Source organism: Pseudenterobacter timonensis (assembly GCF_900021175.1).
Classification (GTDB): domain Bacteria; phylum Pseudomonadota; class Gammaproteobacteria; order Enterobacterales; family Enterobacteriaceae; genus Enterobacter; species Enterobacter timonensis.
Genome location: NZ_FCOP01000011.1, coordinates 252,602 through 273,938 on the forward strand (window position 1 = coordinate 252,602; position 21,337 = coordinate 273,938).

16 protein-coding genes are annotated in these 21,337 nt (G+C 59.7%); 5 read left to right on the plus strand and 11 right to left on the minus strand.

Going from position 1 to position 21,337, the window contains the following annotated elements; all coding sequences use genetic code 11:
- The first annotated feature begins 188 nt into the window (after positions 1–188).
- Positions 189–1,334 carry a lactonase family protein gene (locus BN3796_RS07595; protein ID WP_061707773.1) on the plus strand — a complete coding sequence of 382 codons (1,146 nt, stop codon included), beginning with the start codon at positions 189–191 and terminating at the stop codon, positions 1,332–1,334.
- Between the two features lie 19 nt (positions 1,335–1,353).
- Positions 1,354–3,264, plus strand: coding sequence for a BglG family transcription antiterminator (locus BN3796_RS07600; protein ID WP_061707774.1), 1,911 nt, complete (start codon positions 1,354–1,356; stop codon positions 3,262–3,264).
- Here BN3796_RS07600 and nrdG read toward each other — a convergent pair.
- The 5 genes from nrdG to treR all read right to left on the minus strand — a co-directional run bounded on the left by nrdG (position 3,261) and on the right by treR (position 10,760).
- Positions 3,261–3,725, minus strand: coding sequence for an anaerobic ribonucleoside-triphosphate reductase-activating protein (gene nrdG / locus BN3796_RS07605; protein ID WP_061707775.1), 465 nt, complete (start codon positions 3,723–3,725; stop codon positions 3,261–3,263). The genes BN3796_RS07600 and nrdG overlap by 4 nt on opposite strands.
- A 328-nt stretch (positions 3,726–4,053) precedes the next feature.
- Positions 4,054–6,192: an anaerobic ribonucleoside-triphosphate reductase gene (gene nrdD, locus BN3796_RS07610; protein WP_061707776.1), complete on the minus strand. Its 2,139-nt coding sequence runs from the start codon at positions 6,190–6,192 to the stop codon at positions 4,054–4,056.
- A gap of 372 nt (positions 6,193–6,564) precedes the next feature.
- A complete protein-coding gene (gene treC / locus BN3796_RS07615; RefSeq protein WP_061707777.1) occupies positions 6,565–8,220 on the minus strand; it encodes an alpha,alpha-phosphotrehalase in 1,656 nt (551 codons plus the stop codon).
- A gap of 51 nt (positions 8,221–8,271) precedes the next feature.
- Positions 8,272–9,690 (minus strand): PTS trehalose transporter subunit IIBC, encoded by a 1,419-nt coding sequence (treB, locus tag BN3796_RS07620; RefSeq protein WP_061708818.1) that lies wholly within the window; start codon positions 9,688–9,690, stop codon positions 8,272–8,274.
- A gap of 122 nt (positions 9,691–9,812) precedes the next feature.
- Positions 9,813–10,760, minus strand: coding sequence for a trehalose operon repressor TreR (gene treR / locus BN3796_RS07625; RefSeq protein ID WP_061708819.1), 948 nt, complete (start codon positions 10,758–10,760; stop codon positions 9,813–9,815).
- A gap of 191 nt (positions 10,761–10,951) precedes the next feature.
- Between treR and mgtL the strand changes: the two genes are divergently transcribed.
- The 3 genes from mgtL (at position 10,952) to BN3796_RS07635 (ending at position 16,793) form a co-directional block, all read left to right on the plus strand.
- Positions 10,952–11,005, plus strand: coding sequence for a mgtA regulatory leader peptide MgtL (gene mgtL / locus BN3796_RS21160; RefSeq protein WP_148381796.1), 54 nt, complete (start codon positions 10,952–10,954; stop codon positions 11,003–11,005).
- Between the two features lie 141 nt (positions 11,006–11,146).
- Positions 11,147–13,855 (plus strand): magnesium-translocating P-type ATPase, encoded by a 2,709-nt coding sequence (mgtA, locus tag BN3796_RS07630; RefSeq protein ID WP_061707778.1) that lies wholly within the window; start codon positions 11,147–11,149, stop codon positions 13,853–13,855.
- A 556-nt stretch (positions 13,856–14,411) separates the two neighbouring features.
- The gene (locus tag BN3796_RS07635) at positions 14,412–16,793 is read left to right on the plus strand and encodes a beta-N-acetylhexosaminidase (RefSeq protein ID WP_061707779.1); all 2,382 of its coding nucleotides are present in this window, start codon (positions 14,412–14,414) and stop codon (positions 16,791–16,793) included.
- A gap of 273 nt (positions 16,794–17,066) precedes the next feature.
- Here BN3796_RS07635 and gbpA read toward each other — a convergent pair whose 3' ends face one another.
- The 6 genes from gbpA to BN3796_RS07660 all read right to left on the minus strand — a co-directional run bounded on the left by gbpA (position 17,067) and on the right by BN3796_RS07660 (position 21,242).
- Entirely contained in the window at positions 17,067–18,518 is a 1,452-nt protein-coding gene (gene gbpA, locus BN3796_RS07640; protein WP_061707780.1) for an N-acetylglucosamine-binding protein GbpA, read from the minus strand.
- A 134-nt stretch (positions 18,519–18,652) separates the two neighbouring features.
- Positions 18,653–19,039, minus strand: a complete 387-nt coding sequence (gene ridA, locus BN3796_RS07645; RefSeq protein WP_061707781.1) for a 2-iminobutanoate/2-iminopropanoate deaminase — start codon at positions 19,037–19,039, stop codon at positions 18,653–18,655.
- A 78-nt stretch (positions 19,040–19,117) separates the two neighbouring features.
- The gene (pyrI, locus tag BN3796_RS07650; RefSeq protein WP_061707782.1) at positions 19,118–19,579 is read right to left on the minus strand and encodes an aspartate carbamoyltransferase regulatory subunit; all 462 of its coding nucleotides are present in this window, start codon (positions 19,577–19,579) and stop codon (positions 19,118–19,120) included.
- 13 nt (positions 19,580–19,592) lie between these two features.
- Positions 19,593–20,525, minus strand: coding sequence for an aspartate carbamoyltransferase (pyrB, locus tag BN3796_RS07655; RefSeq protein WP_061707783.1), 933 nt, complete (start codon positions 20,523–20,525; stop codon positions 19,593–19,595).
- A 2-nt stretch (positions 20,526–20,527) separates the two neighbouring features.
- Positions 20,528–20,719, minus strand: a complete 192-nt coding sequence (locus BN3796_RS20050) for a pyrBI operon leader peptide (RefSeq protein WP_073885152.1) — start codon at positions 20,717–20,719, stop codon at positions 20,528–20,530.
- 43 nt (positions 20,720–20,762) lie between these two features.
- Positions 20,763–21,242, minus strand: coding sequence for an arginine repressor (locus tag BN3796_RS07660; RefSeq protein ID WP_061707784.1), 480 nt, complete (start codon positions 21,240–21,242; stop codon positions 20,763–20,765).
- Between the last annotated feature and the right edge of the window lie 95 nt (positions 21,243–21,337).

Below are 21,337 nucleotides of genomic sequence, written 5' to 3' on the forward strand. Positions count from 1 at the left end.
CACCCCGGCCCTCTCCCCAGAGGGGAGAGGGGGAAAATAGTGCCCCGGCCCGAACGGCACCCGCAGGGAAAAGTGTGCTCGCTCGGTCCTCTCTCCATAAGGCAAAAGCGGGCTCGATCGGTCCCCTCTCCCCTTTGGGGAGAGGGTTAGGGTGAGGGGAACAACCACACAACGCCACAGGAGCAACCATGCACACCCGCACTCTGCTTGCCGCATCACTTTCGCTACTCGCCACCGCAGCCGTCGCCCAGACGCAGTACGCCTGGGTGGGGACCTACAACCCCAACGGCGAAGGGCTGTACCGCTTTACCGTTGACCCGCAAACCGGCGCGCTTAGTAACAAAACGCTGGTAAGCAAACTGCCAAACGCCGCGCAGCTTACCGTCTCACACGACGGCAGCACGCTCTATCTCGCCAGTGAAGTGGAACAGGGTGTCGTACAGGCGCTGCGCGTCGACAAAAACGGCGAGCTGCATCTGCTTAACCAGGTCGCCTCCGGCGGCGCGGGGCCGGTCTATCTGTCACTCACCCCGAATGGTCGCTATCTGCTGGTGGCCAACTACGTCAGCGGCTCGATCGCCGTCCTGCCGGTGCAGCCGGATGGTTCGCTGGGAGAGGCGACGGATGTGCAGCAGGATAAAGGGGAGCCGGGGGCGGCGAAGCCGGAAGCTGCCGTCGAAGGCAGTTTCGCCATCAGCGATCATAACGGCCCGCACGCCCATATGATCGCCGCCGATCCGGGCGGCAGATTTGTCTACTCCACCGATCTGGGGCTGGATCGGATCTACCAGTATCGCCTCGACGATCGCACGGGCAAATTAACCCCCAACGATCCGCCGTTTATCAGCGCCTCGTCGAAAGGGGCGGGGCCGCGCCATTTCGTCTTTACGCCAAAAGGGGATGGCCTGTGGCTGATTAACGAGGAGGCCTCCACGCTGACCTGGTACGCGCTGGACGCGGCAAATGGCACGCTGAAAGCGGGGAAAACGATCTCCGCGCTGCCGCAGGGTTACAAAGGCACCAGCTTTGCGGCGGGACTCGTGCTGAGCCAGGACGGAGAGCAGCTTTATGTTGCCAATCGTTTGCATAACAGCATCGCGCACTTTACCGTAAAGGCTGACGGCACGCTGATCCACAAGGATGACGTCTGGACGCGCGGCGACTATCCCCGCTCCCTGACGCTGGATAAGAACGGACAATGGCTCTACGTCATGAATCAGCGCAGCGATAACATCACCCGTTTCCGGGTAACCAGCGGGGGCACGCTGCGCTTCGAGCCGGACTATACCCCGGTTGGCAGCCCGTCCCAGATGGTTATTTCATTCACACCTTGAGCAGTAAGAGGATCAGGACGTGCGATTTCCGAACCAACGTTTAGCCCAGCTGTTTGAGATGCTGCAGAACGAGACGCTGCCTCAGGATGAGCTGGCGCAGCGGCTGTCGGTTTCTACTCGCACCGTCAGAGCCGATATCAGCGCGCTCAACGCCCTGCTCGCCGGTCACGGCGCGCAGTTTATCCTTAACCGTGGCAGCGGCTACCGGCTGAAGATCGAAGATGCCGCCCGCTACCGGACGCTGCAGGATAGCCGCCCGCGTGGCCTGCGCATTCCGCGCACCGGGCAGGAGCGGGTGCACTATCTGGTGGTGCGTTTCCTGACGTCAGCTTTTTCCCTCAAGCTGGAGGATCTGGCCGACGAGTGGTTTGTCAGCCGCGCCACGCTGCAGAGCGACATGGTGGAGGTGCGCGAGTGGTTCCATCGTTACAACCTGACGCTGGAAACCCGCCCGCGCCATGGCATGAAGCTTTTCGGCAGCGAAATGGCGATCCGCACCTGTCTCACCGATCTGCTCTGGGAGCTGGCGCAGCAGGATAGCCTCAACCCTCTGGTCACGGAGGTGGCGCTGAACGCGGGGGTACCGGAGCGGCTGGCGGCGGTACTGCATGATACGCTGACGCGCTACCATCTGCGCCTGACCGACGAGGGGGAGCTGTTCGTGCGGCTCTACTGCGCCGTATCGGTAAGGCGCATCAGCGAAGGCTATCCGCTGCCGGAGTTCACCGCTGACGATGTGGACGATAACGTGCGCGACGCCGCGCGGGATATCGCCGCCGCCATCGCCAGCCTGGCCGATAAAACCTTATCCCCCTCGGAAGAGAGCTGGCTGTGCGTGCATATCGCCGCGCGGCAGATCCAGGAGATAGCGCCCAGCGCCATCAATGCCGACGACGAAGAGGCGCTGGTTAACTACATCCTGCGCTACATTAACACCCACTATAACTACAACCTGCTGAGCGATGCGCAGCTGCATGCCGATCTGCTGACCCATATCAAGACCATGATCACCCGCGTGCGCTATCAGATCATGATCCCCAACCCGCTGCTGGAGAACATCAAGCAGCACTATCCGATGGCATGGGACATGACGCTTGCGGCGGTGTCGAGCTGGGGAAAATATACCCCCTACGCCATCAGCGAAAACGAGATCGGTTTTCTGGTGCTGCATATCGGTGTCGGGCTGGAGCGCCACTACAATATCGGCTACCAGCGTCAGCCGCGGGTGCTGCTGGTCTGCGATGCCGGCAACGCCATGGCGCGGATGATCGAAGCGGTGCTGCAGCGCAAATATCCGCAGCTCGAGGTGACCCGCACCGTCACGCTGCGCGAGTATGAGCTTGCCGGAGCGATTAGCGAGGATTTTGTCATCGCCACCGCCCGCATCAGCGAGAAGGCGAAACCGGTGGTCACCATCGCGCCGTTCCCGACCGACTATCAGCTGGAGCAGATTGGCAAACTGGTGCTGGTGGATCGCACCCGCCCCTGGATGCTGGAGAAGTATTTCGACGCCGCCCATTTTCGCATTATCGATACCCCGCTCGATCGCGAGACGTTGTTTCAGACGCTTTGCACGCAGCTGGAGGCGGAGGGATTCGTTGGCGCAGAGTTTCTCGATTCGGTGGTGGAGCGCGAGGCGATTGTCAGCACCATGCTGGGCGACGGCATCGCGCTGCCGCACTCCCTCGGTCTGCTGGCGCAAAAAACGGTGGTCTATACCGTGCTGGCGCCGCAGGGTATCGCCTGGGGCGATGAGACCGCGCATGTCATTTTCCTGCTCGCCATCAGTAAAAGCGAGTATGAAGAGGCAATGGCGATCTACGATATTTTTGTGACGTTTCTGCGCGAGCGGGCAATGACGCGGCTCTGCGCCTGCCGTGATTTTGCGGCCTTCAAAACCGTGGCGATGGAGTGCCTGAGCCGCTTTTAACGCAGATGGTGGACGACCTGGTTGCTGCTGCCGCGCCAGATCAGGGCGGGATCTTTCAGATCCTGGACAAATTTGCCGTCAACCAGCACGTTGATCAGATCCACTACCTGCATCTGTGCGCCGTTAAGTTCATCGATCTTATAGCCGGTCCAGACCCAGATATCCTTGCCCGGACACTCGGCGCGAATGCGCTGCACCAGCTTCAGAATATCCGGCACGTTCTGCGGATGAAGCGGATCGCCGCCGGAGAGGGAAACGCCCTGGCGCCTGATGCGGGTGTCGTTCAGATCGCGGATGATCCGATCTTCCATCTCCTGCGTAAACGGCACGCCTGAATTGAGCCGCCAGGTGCTTTTGTTGTAGCAGCCGGGGCATTCGTGCACGCAGCCTGCGACAAACAGGGTGCAGCGGGTGCCGGGGCCGTTGACGATGTCGACGGGGTAGTACTGGTGATAGTTCATTTTCGCTTCTGTGTGAATGTGCCTGTCGGAACCCTCACCCCGGCCCTCTCCCTGGAAGGGAGAGGGGGAAAGGCGGTCCTGCGTCCGGTTCTGATTCCGCGCTCGGGCTGTCCCCTCTCCCTAAGACGGGCGGTTCTCGGGCTGCCCTCTCCCTAAGACGGGCGGTTCTCGGGCTGCCCTCTCCCTAAGTCGAGCGGTTCTCGGGCTGTCCCCTCTCCCTAAGACGGGCGGTTCTCGGGATGTCCCTTCTCCCTAAGTCGGGCGGTTCTCGGGCTGTCCCCTCTCCCCTGTGGGGAGAGGGTTAGGGTGAGGGGAAACCTCTCCAGCCTTAATCTATCTGCCCGTTCCCCAGATGTTTCACCCGGCGCTTCACCTCTTCCTGCTTGCCGGCGTTAAACGGACGCGCGTCCGGGCTTCCGAGATAACCGCAAACGCGGCGGGTCACCGAGACGCGGGCGGCGTCGTGGTTGCCGCATTTCGGGCAGGTGAAGCCCTTGCTGGTGCACTCGAACTCGCCGGTAAAGCCGCACTCGTAGCACTCGTCGATCGGGGTGTTCGTCCCGTAGTACGGCACGTGCTGATAGCTGTAATCCCAGACATCTTCCAGCGCCTTCAGGTTGTGCTGGATGTTCGGGTATTCGCCGTAGCAGATAAACCCGCCGTTAGCGATGGGCGGATAGGCCGCTTCAAAGTCGATCTTGTCGTACGGGTTAACCTTCTTCTCCACGTCCAGATGGAAGCTGTTGGTGTAGTAACCCTTATCGGTCACGCCGTCCACCACGCCAAATTCAGCGGTATCGAGACGGCAGAAACGGTCGCAGAGGTTCTCGCTTGGCGTGCTGTAGAGGCTAAAGCCGTAGCCGGTCTCCTCTTTCCACTGGTCTACCGCGTCGCGCAACCGCTGGACAATAGCGACCCCTTTCTCACGCAGGGCTTCGCTGTCATAGATATGCTGGTTGCCGAACAGCGCGTTGACCGTTTCGTGAATGCCGATATAGCCCAGCGAAATCGAGGCGCGGCCGTTTTTGAAGATCTCCGCCACGTCGTCGTCCGCCTTCAGACGCACGCCGCAGGCCCCTTCCATATAGAGGATCGGCGCGACGCGGGCTTTTACCCCCTCCAGGCGGGCAATGCGGGTCATCAGCGCTTTACGCGCCAGCCGCAGACGCTCGTCCAGCAGCGTCCAGAAGGCGTTCTCATCGCCTTTCGCCTCCAGGGCGATGCGCGGCAGGTTCAGGCTGATGACCCCGAGGTTGTTACGCCCGTCGTGGATCTGCTCCCCTTTTTCATCTTCCCAGACGCCCAGGAAGCTGCGGCAGCCCATCGGCGTTTTAAAGGAGCCGGTCACCTTCACCACCTGATCGTAGTTAAGAATGTCCGGGTACATGCGCTTGCTCGCACACTCCAGCGCCAGCTGTTTGATGTCGTAGTTTGGATCGCCAGCCTTATGGTTCAGGCCGTCGCGAATGGCGAAAACCAGTTTCGGGAAGACGGCGGTTTTGCGGTTCTTACCCAGCCCGGCGATGCGGTTGCGCAGAATAGACTGCTGGATCAGGCGCGACTCCCAGCTGGTGCCCAGCCCAAAACCGAAGGTGACAAACGGCGTCTGGCCGTTGGCGGTGTGCAGGGTGTTCACCTCATACTCCAGCGACTGGAAGGCGTCATAACACTCTTTTTCAGTGCGGGAGCGGGCGTAGCTGTCCGCATCCGGGATCTGCCACTCCTGGGCCACTTTTTGATGCTTTTTAAAGCTTTCGGCGACAAACGGCGCCAGCACTTCGTCGATGCGGTTGATGGTGGTGCCGCCGTAGATATGGCTGGCCACCTGGGCGATGATCTGGGCGGTCACCGCCGTGGCGGTGGAGATCGATTTTGGCGGCTCAATCTCGGCGTTCCCCATCTTAAAGCCCTGGGTCAGCATCCCCTTCAGGTCGATCAGCATGCAGTTGAACATCGGGAAGAACGGGGAATAGTCGAGATCGTGATAGTGGATCTCGCCGCGCTCGTGCGCCTGCACCACGTCACGCGGCAGCAGGTGCTGACGGGCGTAGTGTTTGGCAACGATGCCCGCCAGCAGGTCGCGCTGGGTCGGGATCACTTTACTGTCTTTATTGGCGTTTTCGTTAAGCAGCGCCGGGTTGGTCTGCTCCACCAGGCCGCGGATCTCCTGGTTCAGACGACCGCGTTTTTCACGCTGGATATCGCGATCGTGGCGGTATTCAATATAGGCGCGCGCCAGCTGCTTGTATGGACCGGACATCAGCTGATTTTCAACGGCAGTCTGGATCTCGTTGATATCGACCTGGCTGCGGCCGTTCATCTGCTGACTGACGATTTCTGCGACGGTGGCGCAGTAATCTGCGTCATCGACTCCCGCTGCTTTAGCTGCACGCAGAATCGCTTCCTGAATGCGCTCTGATTTAAACGGCACTTTACAGCCATCTCGTTTCATCACATGCGGTGTCATGATCACTCCATTTTAAAAACAGGTTATCCACAGAGGTGGAGAAATATGCACGGGACGGAACCTCAATCATCCCGGCAACTTCCCGTGTCCCCTACGTGATTTATCCACAATTCCGGCCAGCGTGCTCGCCGTCTTTTATAAGGAAGAGTAGACGATGAATACTAGATGTAGGGGCGGAGCGCATTTTAAGTGCTACATATAGTGATTTGCATCAAACATGTTTGCGATTTTTTTGATTCAGGACAAGGTAAAAAAGAGAGAGTACAAACGGCGGGCGTTGCAGGCTTTGTAAATTATCCAGGCAGATAAATGATTAATTATTCAACAAAATGGCAGGTCCGGCATTGGCGCCGGGCCTGCTCAGATGTTGCATTAACCCTGGAGCCACCATACCGCCTCGTAGGGACGCAGGGTCATGGCCTGGGGCGTGGCGGGGGTCTCCTCGTAGTTGCCGAGCAGAACGCGCCATTCGCCGTCTGTACCCTCCGGCTGCCACGGCTGGCTCTCCAGGCTCAGGTTAGCGACCACCAGCAGGGTTTGCCCCTGCCAGCGGCGGCGGTAGCACCAGATAGCGGGATGGGCAGGGAGCAGATCCACATAATCCCCCCACGTCAGCACCGGCTGCGTTTTACGCAGGCTAATGAGCGTCTGGTAGGTATAGAAGATGGAGTGTTTATCCTCCAGCGCCGCCGCCACGTTAATCTCCCTGTAGTTATCGCACAGCCCAATCCAGGGCTCGCCGGTCGTAAAGCCGCCGTTCGGGCCGGCGTCCCACTGCATGGGGGTGCGGCTGTTGTCGCGGGATTTACTCGCCAGTATCGCCAGGAGATGGTCAGGATCGTGGCCGCTCGCCCGCAGCAGGGCGAACATGTTGTGGCTCTCCACATCCTTGTAGTCGGTGATACGCTTAAAGTGCGGGTTGGTCATGCCTATCTCTTCGCCCTGGTAGATATAGGGCGTCCCCTGCATGCCGTGCAGCACCATGCCGAGCATCTTGGCGGCGGGCAGACGGTAGCGCCCCTCGTCGCCGAAGCGCGAAACAATGCGCGGCTGGTCGTGGTTACACCAGAACAGCGCGTTCCACGCCAGGTTGTGCATACCCTGCTGCCAGTGGTTAAAGATAGCCTTCAGCGCCACAAAATCCGGCCGGGCGAGGGTCCACTTCTCACCCTGCGGGTAGTCCACCTTCAGGTGGTGGAAGTTAAAGGTCATGGAGAGTTCGCGCCCGTCGAGCGCCGCATACTCCTGACAGTGCTCCAGCGAGGTGGAGGACATCTCCCCCACGGTCATCAGGTTGCGCGGGGTAAAGACATCGCGGCTCATCTCCCGCAGGTATTCATGGATGCGCGGGCCATCGGTATAAAAGCGCCTGCCGTCGCCGTGCTCGTCGTCCGGAAAGCCCTGATCTTTCGAGATAAGGTTGATCACATCCAGACGCAGGCCGTCGACGCCGCGATCGGCCCAGAACTCGCACACTTTTTTCACCTCGGCGCGCACCGCCGGATTCTCCCAGTTCAGATCCGCCTGTTCCGGGGCGAAGAGATGCAGATAATACTGCTCGCTCTCCGCGTGCCAGCGCCAGGCGCTGCCGCCAAACTTGGAGAGCCAGTTGTTGGGGCAGGTCTCCGGCACGCCGTCGCGCCAGATGTAAAACTGCCGGTAGGGGCTCTCTTTATTGAGCGCCTCGCGAAACCAGGCGTGCTGCGTGGAGGTATGGTTGAACACCATGTCGAGCACGATGCGGATATCGCGCTGGTGCGCCTGCCTGACCAGCTCGTCAAAATCGTCGAGCGTGCCGTAGGCCGGGTCGATGGCGAGGTAATCTGCCACGTCATAGCCGTTATCCACCTGCGGAGAGATATAGAAGGGCGTCAGCCAGATGGCGTCGATGCCCAGGGTTTTCAGGTAATCCAGGCGGCGGGTAACGCCGCGCAGATCGCCGGTGCCGCGTCCGGTGGTGTCCTGAAAGCTCTTAGGGTAGATCTGATAGATAACGCCGTTTTGCCACCAGTGGGGGAGGTTATTCATAGTGCGTTCCTGCAAATGCGAAGGGGCGCAACGGCGCCCCAAAAGAGGAGGTTAAATAATTTGTAGCGCACCCTGACGAAACTTGCGCTGATAAACGACCGTGGTAAGCACCATCGGGATAATAATCGCCACCGCCATCGCCAGCGCGTAGACCTGCCAGTAAGCGGGCTGGATGGAGAGAATACCCGGCAGGCCGCCCACGCCGATGCCGTTGGCCAGTACCCCGTTGAGGCCGCAGAGCAGCCCTGCAAGGCCGGAGCCAATCATCGCGCACAGCATCGGGAAGCGGTATTTCAGGTTAATGCCGTACATCGCCGGTTCGGTCACGCCGAGGTAGGCGGAGATGGCCGCCGGAACGGAGATCTCGCGCTCGTTATGTTTGCGGCTGACCAGAATAATGCCGGTGACCGCCGAAGCCTGGGCGATATTCGACAAGGCGATAATCGGCCAGACCGGGGTGCCGCCCAGGCTCTGGATCATCTGCATGTCGATGGCAAGGGTGGTCTGATGCACGCCGGTAATCACCAGCGGCGCGTAGAGGAAGCCAAACAGCGCGGCGCCGATGGGGGCGAAGCTGCCGGTCAGCAGGTGACGCACCGCGAAGGCCACGCCGTCGCCAATCATGCGGCCAAACGGGCCGATAAAGGCGTGGGCGAGAAAGACCGCCAGAATCAGCGAGCAGACCGGCACCACCACCAGGTAGAGATAATCCGGCACGATGCGTTTCAGGCGCGTCTCAATAAAGCCGAGCGCCAGCCCCGCCAGCAGTGCCGGAATGACCTGCGCCTGATAGCCCACTTTGGCGATGGTAAACAGGCCAAAATTCCAGATCTCCGGCGTCTGCTGACCAAGTAAGTAAGCGTTCATTAACTGCGGAGAGACGAGGGTAACGCCCAGCACGATGCCGAGGATCGGGGTGCCGCCCATTTTGCGCACCGCCGACCAGCAGATCCCCACCGGTAAATAGAAGAAGATCGCTTCGCCAATCAGCCACAGGAAGTCATATATGGTTTTCAGCGCGGGATAGAGCTGCGCCAGGGTTTTGCCGTCGCTCATCGGCACATCGCCGATGACGTTACGAAAGCCCAGAATCAGACCGCCGCTAATCAGCGCAGGCAGCAGCGGAAAGAAGATCTCCGCGAAGTGGGAGATCAGCTGCTCGTGCCATTTCATATTCTGGCGCGCCGCCTTCTTCGCCTGCTCTTTATCCGCCGAGGAGTGGCCGGTCGTCGCCAGCAGCGCCTTGTAGTAATCGCCCACTTCGGTACCGATCACCACCTGAAACTGCCCGGCATTGGTGAAACAGCCTTTCACCATGGAGAGCTCTTCAATCGCTTTCGGATTGGCTTTGGCCGGATCGTTGAGCACAAAGCGCAGGCGGGTAATGCAGTGTGACACAGTCGCGATATTCTCACGGCCGCCAACCAGCACGATCAGCTGGTCGATCTCGGTTTGTTTTACTTTGCTCATCATGAAGCCTCATGACACGTGGGAAGGTTATCATCTGAGCGCAAGCCTACTCGCTCCGCTTAAAACAGAAAACGGGAACGTTCCCGAAATTGGGCGGCGATCACAATAAACCGTGGGGAGAGTCAGGCGAGGGTGGCGGGAATGACGATCTGGCGCGGCTCGCTGCGCCCGTTAATCTGCGCAATCAGCTGGGCGGCAGCCTGTCGGCCCGCCTCGGCGTAGCCCGGGTCGACGGCGATAATTTCCGGGTGGAGAAACTTCATCAGCGGCGTGTTGCCGACGCTTGCCAGCTGCACAGAGTCGATACGCTTTTCTTGTAAGTACTTACTCGCGCCAAGCGCCAGGGTATCCGTGGCGCAGACCAGCGCGGTGGTCTGCGGCGTCAGCACGCTGGCCGTCTGATCGTAGCCCTGTTTCATCGCCAGCCCCGGCAGAGAGGCGACCGCCGGGAGGGCGTGCTTTTTGCAAAAGCTCAGGTAGGCTTCATGGCGGCGCTTGCCGGTGGTGACGTCGCTGTGCGGTACGCCAAGATAGCTGATATTGCGGTGATCCTGCGCGTAAAGACGCTCCATCAGCGTGGTGATCGCCCCTTCATCGTCATAGCAGACGGAGGCCATGCCGCCCGCGTCGCGGGCCAGCATCACCAGCGAGGATCGCCAGGGGCGGAGCGTCTCTTCCCGGATGCCGGTAAAGCCAAACAGCACCACGCCATCAATGTTGCGGCGCCTGAGCATGCCGAGATGCTCCTCCACCAGCTGCGGGGAAAACTGGCTCTCCATCATGATGGGATCGTACCCCTGCTCATAAAAGACGGGCAGCATGGTCTGAACGGCGAGATTTTCCGAGAGGGAGTCCAGACGGGAAACAATAATGGCGACCACCTTGTCGCTCTGGCCACGCATCGCCCGCGCGGAGCGGGAGGGAGAAAAGCCGTGCTGATTCATCACCGCCTCGACGCGCTCCCGCGTCCGCTCGCTGACGCCGCTTTCGTTATTCAGCACGCGGGAGACGGTGGATTTCCCCACGCCGCTTAAACGCGCGATGTCTTTGATTGTGAGACGGTTCTGCATCATCATTTTCCTGTTAAAGTCCCGGCATTAAAAAAGAGCCTAATGCTATCGCCACAATCAGCAATGGGCAAAGTCTGGTTTACGTCTGGTTTATTTTGACGGGCGTATGATACCGCCCGAATTGCCACAAAAGGTATGGTTAAATCCGTATACTGCGCGGCGACTTACCTTTTTTACTTACCGGAGGCTATATGGACCCTGATCCCGCCCCTCTCCCGCGACGGAGAACCTTCTCATTCCGGTAAGCCTGTTCATCGTCTTACCGGATGCGTAAGACGGTGACGTTCTGAACGTCCCCGTATAACTATTTTAGTGCCCTTCAGGTACGGACTTGTCGTGCCTGAAGGCCAGGCTGCGCGCTCCCTTCAGCGCGCGGGGGACTTTTTATGCTGAAAAATATTACCCGGCAGCTCCAGGCGCTGCTGAGCCGCCACCTGCCGCATCGTCTCGTACAGCGCGATCCGCTGCCTGATGCGAAAAACCTCACCGGGGCCGCCCTGCCGGCCTCTCTGACGGAGCAGTGCCTGAAGGCGGCTGCGATGGATGAAAAAGCGGTCTGGGACGCCTTTGGCAGCCACCCGGAAGGGCTTAATGCCGCCGAGGTGGAGCAGAGCCGCGCCACCCATGGCGATAACCAGATCCCGGCGCAGAAGCCAGCGCCGTGGTGGGTCCATCTCTGGCTCTGCTACCGCAACCCGTTCAACCTGCTGCTCACCGCGCTGGGGATTATCTCCTACGCCACGGAAGATCTCTTCGCCGCAGGCGTCATCGCCCTGATGGTGGGTATCTCCACGCTGCTGAACTTTATTCAGGAGGCGCGCTCCACCCGCGCCGCGGACGCGCTGAAGGCGATGGTCAGTAATACCGCCACCGTACTGCGCGTGATCAATGAGCAGGGCGAAAGCGCGTGGCTCGAGCTGCCCATTGACCAGCTGGTACCTGGCGACGTCATTAAACTGGCGGCGGGGGATATGATCCCGGCGGACCTGCGCATTGTGCAGGCGCGTGACCTTTTTGTCGCCCAGGCCTCGCTCACCGGCGAATCCCTGCCGGTGGAGAAGGTGGCGCAGAGCCGCAACCCGCAGCAGGGCAACCCTCTGGAGAGCGATACCCTCTGCTTTATGGGCACCAACGTGGTGAGCGGCTCCGCCCAGGCGATCATCATCGCCACCGGCGGTAACACCTGGTTCGGCCAGCTGGCCGGTCGCGTTGGCGAGCAGGAGAGCGAGCCGAACGCGTTCCAGAAGGGGATTGGCCGCGTCAGCATGCTGCTGATCCGCTTTATGATGGTGATGACACCCATCGTGCTGCTGATCAACGGCTATACCAAGGGTGACTGGTGGGAGGCGGCGCTGTTTGCGCTCTCCGTGGCTGTCGGCTTAACGCCGGAGATGCTGCCGATGATTGTCACCTCCACGCTGGCGCGCGGGGCGGTGAAGCTCTCCCGCCAGAAGGTGATTGTTAAACACCTCGACGCCATCCAGAACTTTGGCGCGATGGATATCCTCTGCACCGATAAAACCGGCACCCTGACCCAGGATAAAATCGTGCTGGAGGATCATACCGATATCTCCGGCAAGGTGAGCGAGCGGGTGCTGCATACCGCATGGCTCAACAGCCACTACCAGACCGGGTTGAAAAATCTGCTGGATGTCGCGGTGCTGGAAGGGGTGGATGAGGCGGCGGCGCGTGCGCTCTCTGCCCGCTGGCAGAAGGTGGATGAGATCCCCTTCGACTTTGAACGTCGCCGGATGTCGGTAGTGGTGAGCGAACAGCCGGAGGTACATCAGCTTATCTGCAAAGGGGCGCTGCAGGAGATCCTCAACGTCTGCCAGCAGGTGCGCTACAACGACGAGATCGTGCCGCTGGACGAGACCATGCTGCGGCGCATCAAACGCGTGACCGATAACCTGAACCGTCAGGGGCTGCGCGTGGTGGCGGTGGCGAGTAAAGTGCTGCCTGCTCGCGAAGGGGATTACCAGCGCATCGACGAATCGGACCTGATCCTCGAAGGGTATATCGCGTTCCTCGATCCGCCGAAAGAGACAACGGCGCCTGCGCTGAAAGCGCTGAAGGCGAGCGGTATCACCGTGAAGATCCTCACCGGCGACAGCGAGCTGGTGGCGGCGAAGGTCTGCCGCGAAGTGGGGCTGGATGCGGGCGAGGTGGTCACCGGCAGCGAGATCGAAACGCTCTCCGATGACGAGCTGGCCGGGCTGGCAAAACGCACCACGCTCTTTGCCCGCCTGACGCCGATGCATAAAGAGCGCATCGTCACCCTGCTGAAGCGCGAGGGTCACGTGGTGGGCTTTATGGGCGACGGCATCAACGACGCGCCCGCGCTGCGTGCGGCGGATATCGGTATCTCCGTCGACGGTGCGGTGGATATCGCCCGGGAAGCGGCCGACATCATCCTGCTGGAGAAAAGCCTGATGGTGCTGGAAGAAGGGGTGCTGGAGGGGCGTCGTACCTTCGCCAACATGCTGAAATATATAAAAATGACCGCCAGCTCTAACTTTGGTAACGTCTTTAGCGTGCTGGTGGCGAGCGCCTTCCTGCCGTTTCTGCCGATGCTGCCGCTGCACCTGCTGATGCAGAACCTGATGTACGATCTCTCTCAGGTGGCGATTCCGTTTGATAACGTGGATGAAGAGCAGATCCAGCAGCCGCAGCGCTGGAACCCGGCGGATTTAGGGCGCTTTATGCTCTTCTTTGGGCCGATCAGTTCGATTTTCGACATTCTGACCTTCTGCCTGATGTGGTTTGTATTCCACGCCAACACGCCGGAGCACCAGACCCTGTTCCAGTCCGGCTGGTTTGTGGTGGGGCTGCTGTCGCAAACGTTGATTGTGCATATGATCCGCACCCGTCGTATTCCGTTTATTCAGAGCCGCGCCGCCTGGCCGCTGATTATCATGACCGGGCTGGTGATGACGCTGGGCATCGCGCTGCCCTTCTCGCCGCTGGCGGGCTACCTGCAGCTTCAGGCGCTGCCGCTCAGCTACTTCCCGTGGCTGGTGCTGATTCTGGCGGGGTATATGGTGCTGACGCAGACCGTGAAGGGTATTTATAGCCGCCGCTACGGGTGGCAGTAATTCCCCTCACCCTGACCCTCTCCCCAGAGGGGAGAGGGGACAGATCGAGCGCGGTGTTGATTGCCCCTCACCCTGACCCTCTCCCCGGAGGGGAGAGGGGACAGATCGAGCGCGGTGTTGATTGCCCCTCACCCTGACCCTCTCCCCAGAGGGGAGAGGGGACAGATCGAGCGCGGTGTTGATTGCCCCTCACCCTGACTCTGTCCCAGAGGGGAGGGGGGACAGATCGAGTGTGGTGTTGATCGCCCCTCACCCTGACCCTCTCCCCAGAGGGGATAGGGGACAGATCGAGCGCGGTGTTGATTGCCCCTCACCCTGACCCTCTCCCCGGAGGGGATAGGGGACAGATCGAGCGCGGTGTTGATTGCCCCTCGCAAGTCGGATGTGGTTTTCCCCCTCTCCCCTCTGGGGAGAGGGCCGGGGTGAGGGGAAACCCTGCAATTCCTCCCAAATTCAACAACCTGTGATCCCCGTCGCGCTCTTCCCTTGACGACAATTTATACGCATGTTAACAGAATGTTTTGCCTGATTTCGGCCCGTCAGATAAGGAACATTCATGTTACGCTCCAGCCTCTTCACCGCCGGGCTTTTGCTCGGTGCCAGCGCCTTCGCCGCTCCGGCGGGGGATCTGCCGCTCATGCCCTGGCCTGCAAAGGTCGAACGTCCTGCCGCTCAGGGCGCCCTGATCCTCAGCAACGACCTCGCCGTCAGCGTAACCGGTGACGATCCCGGCGATATCGCTGGCCGTCTGCGCGAGCGGCTCGCCCTGCAAACCGGCTGGACGCTGAGGCCGCAGGCCGCCTCTGATAAGGCGATTATCCGGATCAATATTGCCAGAAAGGTGAAGCCGCAGCCGCTGCCGGATAGCGACGAAAGCTACCGGCTCGTCGTGGATGCCAGCGGCGTGAACATTACCGCTAATACCCGCTTCGGCGCGCTGCGCGCCATCGAAACCCTGCTCCAGCTGGTGCAGAACGGCGCGAAAAATACCGCGGTGCCGTGGGTAACGATTGACGACGCCCCGCGCTTCCCCTGGCGCGGGCTGCTGCTCGACTCCGCGCGACACTTCATCCCGCTGGAGGATATCAAACGGCAGATCGACGGCATGGCGGCGGCGAAACTCAACGTTCTCCACTGGCATCTGACAGACGATCAGGGGTGGCGTTTTAGCTCGACCCGCTACCCGAAACTGACGCAGCTGGCCAGCGACGGGCTGTACTACACGCCGGAGCAGATGCGGGAGGTGGTGCGCTACGCCAGCGAGCGCGGGATCCGCGTGGTGCCAGAAATCGATATGCCGGGCCATGCGTCGGCGATTGGTGTCGCCTATCCCGAGCTGATGAGCGCTCCCGGCCCGTATGAGATGGAGCGCCACTGGGGCGTGCTGAAGCCGGTGCTCGATCCAACCAAAGAGGCGACCTACGCCTTTGCTGAGGCGATGGTCAGCGAACTGGCGGCCATCTTCCCGGATCCCTATCTGCATATCGGCGGCGATGAAGTTGACGACACGCAGTGGAAAAACAATCCGGCGATCCAGCAGTTTATGCGCCAGCACAAGCTCACCGACAGCCACGCCCTGCAGGCCTTTTTTAACCGTCGGCTGGAGCTAATCCTAGAAAAGCACCATCGTCAGATGGTGGGCTGGGATGAGATCTACCATCCCGATCTGCCGAAAAGCATTCTGATTCAATCCTGGCAGGGGCAGGATGCGCTGGGAGAGGTGGCGAAACAGGGCTATAAAGGGATCCTCTCAACCGGGTTTTACCTCGATCAGCCGCAAAGTACCGCCTATCACTACCGCAATGAGATTGTCCCTCAGGGGCTGAACGGCGTGGACAAGCTGACCGATAACGACAGCGCCCAGAGCTGGCGCTTCTCCATGCCGCGCCTGAAGGGCAAACCGGTGGAAGGAAGCTTTACGCTGATCAAAGGGGAGTCGGGCTGGCGCGGCTTTATTGATTTCAGCGGCAAATCTCGCCGGGCGGTGCAGAAGATTGAATGGCGCGACGACAGCCAGGTGACTTTTACCGTTGACACCTGGATGGGGGAGACCCGCCCCGTTGTCACCGTCGATAACGATAAGCTGGGCGGCTATTTCCTGGTGGGGAACGTGCGTTATCCCATCACCGGCGAGCGTCTGGAGGCGGTGCCTGCCGGGGTCGCGCCGGTGGTGCCGGATGCGGAGCAGCAGCAGAATCTGCTGGGCGGCGAAGCGGCGCTGTGGGCGGAAAATGTCGCCGCTCCGGTGCTGGATATCAGGCTCTGGCCGCGCGCTTTTGCCGTTGCGGAGCGACTCTGGTCGGCTAAGGAGGTGACCGATATCGACAATATGTACAGCCGCCTGCAGGCGATCGATAGCTGGAGCACGGTGTCGGTCGGTCTGCAGCAGCACAGCCAGCAGCAGAGGCAGTTTACCCGTCTGGCAAACAGCGCCGACACGCTGGCGCTGCAGATCCTCGCCCAGGCGATCGAACCGGCCCAGTACTATACCCGTCAGCACCTTAAGTTTCAGGCCGGTAACTATCATCAGTTCGAGCCGTTAAACCGCTATGCGGATGCCCTGAGCGCCGAGAGCATGACCGTGCGGCAGATGGATAAGTGGGTCGACCGTCTGATAAGCGATGCGGAGGATAGCGAAAGCGCCGACGCGCTGCGCCATCTGTTTAACCGCTGGCAAAGCAACACCAGCGACGCGCTGGCGCTGAGCGAAAACAGCTATCAGCTCCATGCGCTCGGCCCGGTGATTCAGGAGGTGGATAAGCTGGCCGTGATTGGGCTGCGGTTGACCGACCTGGTGGCGCGCCAGGGAACGCTGGACGATCAGGAGATTGCCGCTATTCAGGCCACGCTGGATAACGCGGCGAAGGTGCAGGATGAGGTGGTGATTGCGGCGGTTTATCCGCTGGAAAAACTGCTGCGCGCGACGCGGAATCTGTGACGGAGCGGGGGGGAATACCCCTCACCCCGGCCCTCTCCCCGAAGGGGAGAGGGGGAAAACCGCGCCCGGCGGGGCGGGCCAACACCGCGCTCGATCGGTTCCCTCTCTCCCTCGGGGAGAGGGTCAGGGTGAGGGGCAAGCCAACACCACGCTCGATCGGTTCCCTCTCCCCTTTGGGGAGAGGGTCAGGGTGAGGGGCAAGCCAACACCGCGCTCGATCGGTTCCCTCTCTCCCTCTGGGGAGAGGATTAGGGTGAGGGGCGAGGCGCGCACTCAGTTCTTCAACACCCATGCCTCTTTCCAGTATGGCCCCACGCCCGGTTCATACTGGGTCGCGTAACGGCTCCACTGTTTACAGTAGCCGCTAAACGGCGCAGGCTTACACTGGTAGGTTTTCCCGTCTTTCGGCTGAAGCACCACGGTGCCCGCCTTATAGCTGGCAAGCCCCTCCGGGAAGGTAAAGTCATACTGCCCCGTATGATCGCCCGACGGCGCGTTCTCCAGCATCATATTCAGCACATCCTGGGCGAAGAGGATCCCCGCTTTGTTGGTGGCGTAATATTTCAGCATATGGTGGCCCGCGGTAACGTTATTCAGCGTCATGGCCACATCCTGACCGGCGTTATCCATCTCCTGCTTCAGATAGCCTTTTTCTGCCCCCATGTGGTTCATGACGTGGGCTTCGAAATTGACCTCTCCCCGCGTGTCGATATGAAAGGTGACGGTTGCCTTGCCATGATCGATCGTGCTGTAGCGCAGGTTGGTCAGGGAGATAGACTCATTGACCACCGGCTTCTGCTCCTCATAGGAGATCGCCACCGACTTCAGCGGACTGCCCTCCCGCACATAGACGCTGTTGGCGCCATGAACCGGGCTGACTTCGCCGCTTTCATCGCGCATGCCGGCACGTACGTCGCTCTGGGTCGCGTTGATCTGCTGCGCCAGATCGTACGCCCAGCGGTTCGCATCCCCCTGTTCCGCGGAGGCGATGGTAAGCGTGGTGCGCATGGCGGTCACTTCGCCGTTCGCGTCAAAAAAGCGGGCAATAACCTTGTCACCTTCCTTAAGATTATTACCGGCGATCTGGCCGCTCAGGGTTTTGCTCCACTCGGTCACTTTCCCCGCATCGTCATCCGGCGTCACGTCGCCGCCGTTGCCAAAATCAACATCGATCGCCTGGTAGAAGCTGTTGGCCGTATCGGCAATTTCCCATACCCCATAAATCACCTGATAACCGGTACGCTGCGGCACGTTACAGTTCATCGCCTTGCGCATGGTGGGCGCCTGACCATAGCCATTCACGGAGCAAAACGGCGTCAGCTCAAACTGGTCGCGGGTGAGCGGTTTATTCGGATCCCAGTTCTGTTTCGTGATGTAGTAACGCCAGTTGTTGGTTTTATGCGGGGCGGTGTGATACCAGACAAACTCGTGCGGACCCGGGGTAATAGGGGTTTTGGTCCACGCGTTCAGGCTCTGGCGATCGAGCTGGGAGTAGTTGGCAATACCCGCGCTGGCGAGCTGGCCGTCCGGGGGCATTGTCCCGGAAGGAAAGCCGGAGCTTTTTTCCACGCTCTGCGGCTCATACTGTACGGGACCGCAGTCGATATTTTTTCCCTGCTTGCACATATAAGCGCGGCTGGCCGGGGATTCTATATAACCGTGAGCCAGGGCGGAGGAGGCTACGCTTAATGCCGCCATGGCCAGCGCAATTTTAGAAAGTTTCATATTTAATCCGTTAAAAAGGAGTGGAAGAGCAGAGGGATTGTATTAACGGAGCGTTAAAAAAGAAGGCGGGAAAATGGGTAAAATTACTCAAAAAATAAAGGCGACGTCAGCCGCCTTTATTTCATCATTTACTTTTAGCGACGCACGGCAATCGCTTCGATTTCGATTTTCACATCTTTCGGCAGACGCGCCACTTCCACGCAGGAGCGCGCCGGGAAGGTGGCGTTATGCTCGGTGAAGAAGGCCTCGTAAGTGGCGTTAACGGTGGCGAAATCGTTGAGATCTTTCACAAACACGGTCGTTTTCACAATATCGCCCACCGTCAGCCCGGCGGACTCCACGATCGCTTTGACGTTTTCCAGCGACTGACGCGCCTGGGCGGCCACGTCATCCGGCACCTCGCCGGTTTTCGGGTTAACCGGGATCTGGCCGGAGGTGATGATCATGCTGCCCAGATCAACGCCCTGAACATAAGGGCCAATAGCGGCTGGCGCATTTTCCGTCGCAAGTACTTTAGACATTAGTTTCTCCTGACTTTCAGCACAAAGGGTGATGCTCCCGGCCATTATAGAGAGCCGGGGTCGCATTGCCAGTCTCAATTAATTTGCCAGCACCACATGATGGGAAAAGGCTTTTTCACAATATTTGCACTTCAGGATGATATCGTCCGCGCGCTTTTTCACCGCAAAACTGGAGGAGACCGGCTCCGCATGGCTAATGCAGTTGCTGTTCGGGCAGACCAGCACCTTCTCGATGCGCTCCGGCAGGCTCGGCCGGGATTTCCCCACCACCTCGTAGTCGTCGATGCGGTTAACGGTCGCCTGCGGCGCATAGAGCGCCAGCTGGTTCACCTGCTCCTCGGTCAGGAAGGTATTTTCGATTTTAATCAGATCCTTGCGGCCCATCTCGCCGGACGGCAGGTTCAGGCCGATAGTGATGCGCTGGTCGGTTTCGGTCAGCCGAAAGAGCGACAGCAGCGTAAAGCCCACCTGCGCGGGAATATGGTCAATCACGGTGCCACGTTTGATGGCTTCAACCTGGAGTTTGTTATCGTGCGTCATGGCGGTCTCCCCCTTACAGAGCTAATTCTTTATTCAGGACCAGCGCCAGCAGCGCCTGGCGAGCGAAGATGCCGTTGCCCGCCTGCTGGAAGTACCAGGCGTGCGGCGTTTTATCCACGTCGGTGGTGATTTCATCGACGCGCGGCAGCGGGTGCAGCACTTTCATGTTGCTGCGCGCGCCCTCAAGGTCGCTGGCGCGCAGGATGAATTGCGCCTTCACGTTGGCATATTCCGACGGATCGAGGCGCTCTTTCTGCACACGGGTCATATAGAGAATATCCACGGTGCCGATCACCTCTTCGATGCTCTCGTGCAGGCTCCACGCGATCCCTTTTTCATCGAGCATATCGAGAATGTACTGCGGCATGGCGAGCGCCGCCGGGGCGATAAAGCAGAAGCGGTTGCCGTTGAACTTTGCCAGCGCCTGGGCCAGCGAGTGGACGGTGCGGCCATACTTCAGGTCTCCGACCATCGCGATGTTAAGGTTTTCCAGCCGACCCTGGGTCTCCTGAATGGTGAAGAGATCCAGCAGCGTTTGCGTGGGGTGCTGGTTAGAGCCATCTCCGGCGTTCAGCACCGGCACGTTGCCGGAAAACTCGGTCGCCAGGCGCGCCGCCCCTTCCTGCGGATGGCGCATGACGATGGCATCCACGTAGGTGCTGATGACTGAAATGGTATCCGCCAGCGTCTCGCCTTTCTTGCCAAGCGAGGTGTTGGCACTGTCGGAAAAGCCCACTACGCTTGCGCCCAGGCGGTGCATGGCGGTCTCAAACGAGAGACGGGTACGGGTCGAGGCTTCAAAGAAGCAGGTGGCGATCACTTTGTGCTTGAGCAGTTCCGGCTGCGGGTTGGCTTTTAATTTTGCCGCCGTCTCCAGAACCAGCTCCAGTTCTTCGCGGCTGAGGTCGTTTATGGAAATGATATGTTTTTGATAAAGCGGATTCATGTTTATCTCCTGACGCCGGGCAAAAAAAAGCCCCTCAATTGAGGGGCTTTGGGAATAGAGAGGCAACGGGAGGAAAACGGCAGGCCAGCGTCTGTTTTCAGACGCGGTGAGCGCGTATGTCGTACTCGATTGACCATGCTTCCTCCCGGCAAATTGTCGGGCATTATACGCAGCCCGACCACGGGATCAAGCATTTTGATGCACGCTTTACTCAAAGCAAACGGTTCTTTTTGAATATTAATGCGTTCTGAGTAAATAATTAATTTGCTTATGCACCAGCGCGGTGCGTTTTACCACCCGCGGCGCGACCCAGACAACGCTGCTGCCAGCTACCACGCCCAGGATTTCCGGCATCTGGTGGTAATCCAGGATCCGCGCCACGGCGCGACCATATCCGGCCACGGTATGAATAAGGATAAATTCGCTGTTGTGCTCAACGCTCACCACCATTTCCGAGATAGAGCGGGCGGCATCCGGCGCGGGGCGTAGCTGCGGATTGAGCGTATAGAACTTCTGTCCCTTTGCGTTGCGAATTTTAATCACGCCAAGCAGCCTGAGCAGGCGGGAGACGCTGGACTGGCTGATACTGTCGAAGCCGTGATCCTGTAAATCGCGGCGAATCTCTTCCTGAGAGAGGTAGGTTCTTTCGCTGATCAGACGCTGGCAGACCGCCATCTGTAGCTGTTCTTTGGGAGAGTAGTCACTATATTCCATCATAGTTAAACCTGTGCAGTTGGTGAAGTAAAATGCCCGGAGGCGCCATGCGACCCGGGCAACAAGAGAAAACCAAAGACCGGAAGCGCGGGCGCCAC

Bases quoted from the DNA above. Each gene is read 5' to 3' on its own strand.
- nrdG (WP_061707775.1), bottom strand. From the start codon at position 3,725: ATGAACTATCACCAGTACTACCCCGTCGACATCGTCAACGGCCCCGGC.
- BN3796_RS07660 (WP_061707784.1), bottom strand. From the start codon at position 21,242: ATGATGGAATATAGTGACTACTCTCCCAAAGAACAGCTACAGATGGCG.
- pyrB (WP_061707783.1), bottom strand. From the start codon at position 20,525: ATGAATCCGCTTTATCAAAAACATATCATTTCCATAAACGACCTCAGC.
- treC (WP_061707777.1), bottom strand. From the start codon at position 8,220: ATGAATAACCTCCCCCACTGGTGGCAAAACGGCGTTATCTATCAGATC.
- ridA (WP_061707781.1), bottom strand. From the start codon at position 19,039: ATGTCTAAAGTACTTGCGACGGAAAATGCGCCAGCCGCTATTGGCCCT.
- pyrI (WP_061707782.1), bottom strand. From the start codon at position 19,579: ATGACGCACGATAACAAACTCCAGGTTGAAGCCATCAAACGTGGCACC.
- mgtA (WP_061707778.1), top strand. From the start codon at position 11,147: ATGCTGAAAAATATTACCCGGCAGCTCCAGGCGCTGCTGAGCCGCCAC.
- gbpA (WP_061707780.1), bottom strand. From the start codon at position 18,518: ATGAAACTTTCTAAAATTGCGCTGGCCATGGCGGCATTAAGCGTAGCC.
- BN3796_RS20050 (WP_073885152.1), bottom strand. From the start codon at position 20,719: ATGCTTGATCCCGTGGTCGGGCTGCGTATAATGCCCGACAATTTGCCG.
- treB (WP_061708818.1), bottom strand. From the start codon at position 9,690: ATGAGCAAAGTAAAACAAACCGAGATCGACCAGCTGATCGTGCTGGTT.
- treR (WP_061708819.1), bottom strand. From the start codon at position 10,760: ATGCAGAACCGTCTCACAATCAAAGACATCGCGCGTTTAAGCGGCGTG.
- nrdD (WP_061707776.1), bottom strand. From the start codon at position 6,192: ATGACACCGCATGTGATGAAACGAGATGGCTGTAAAGTGCCGTTTAAA.
- BN3796_RS07595 (WP_061707773.1), top strand. From the start codon at position 189: ATGCACACCCGCACTCTGCTTGCCGCATCACTTTCGCTACTCGCCACC.
- BN3796_RS07635 (WP_061707779.1), top strand. From the start codon at position 14,412: ATGTTACGCTCCAGCCTCTTCACCGCCGGGCTTTTGCTCGGTGCCAGC.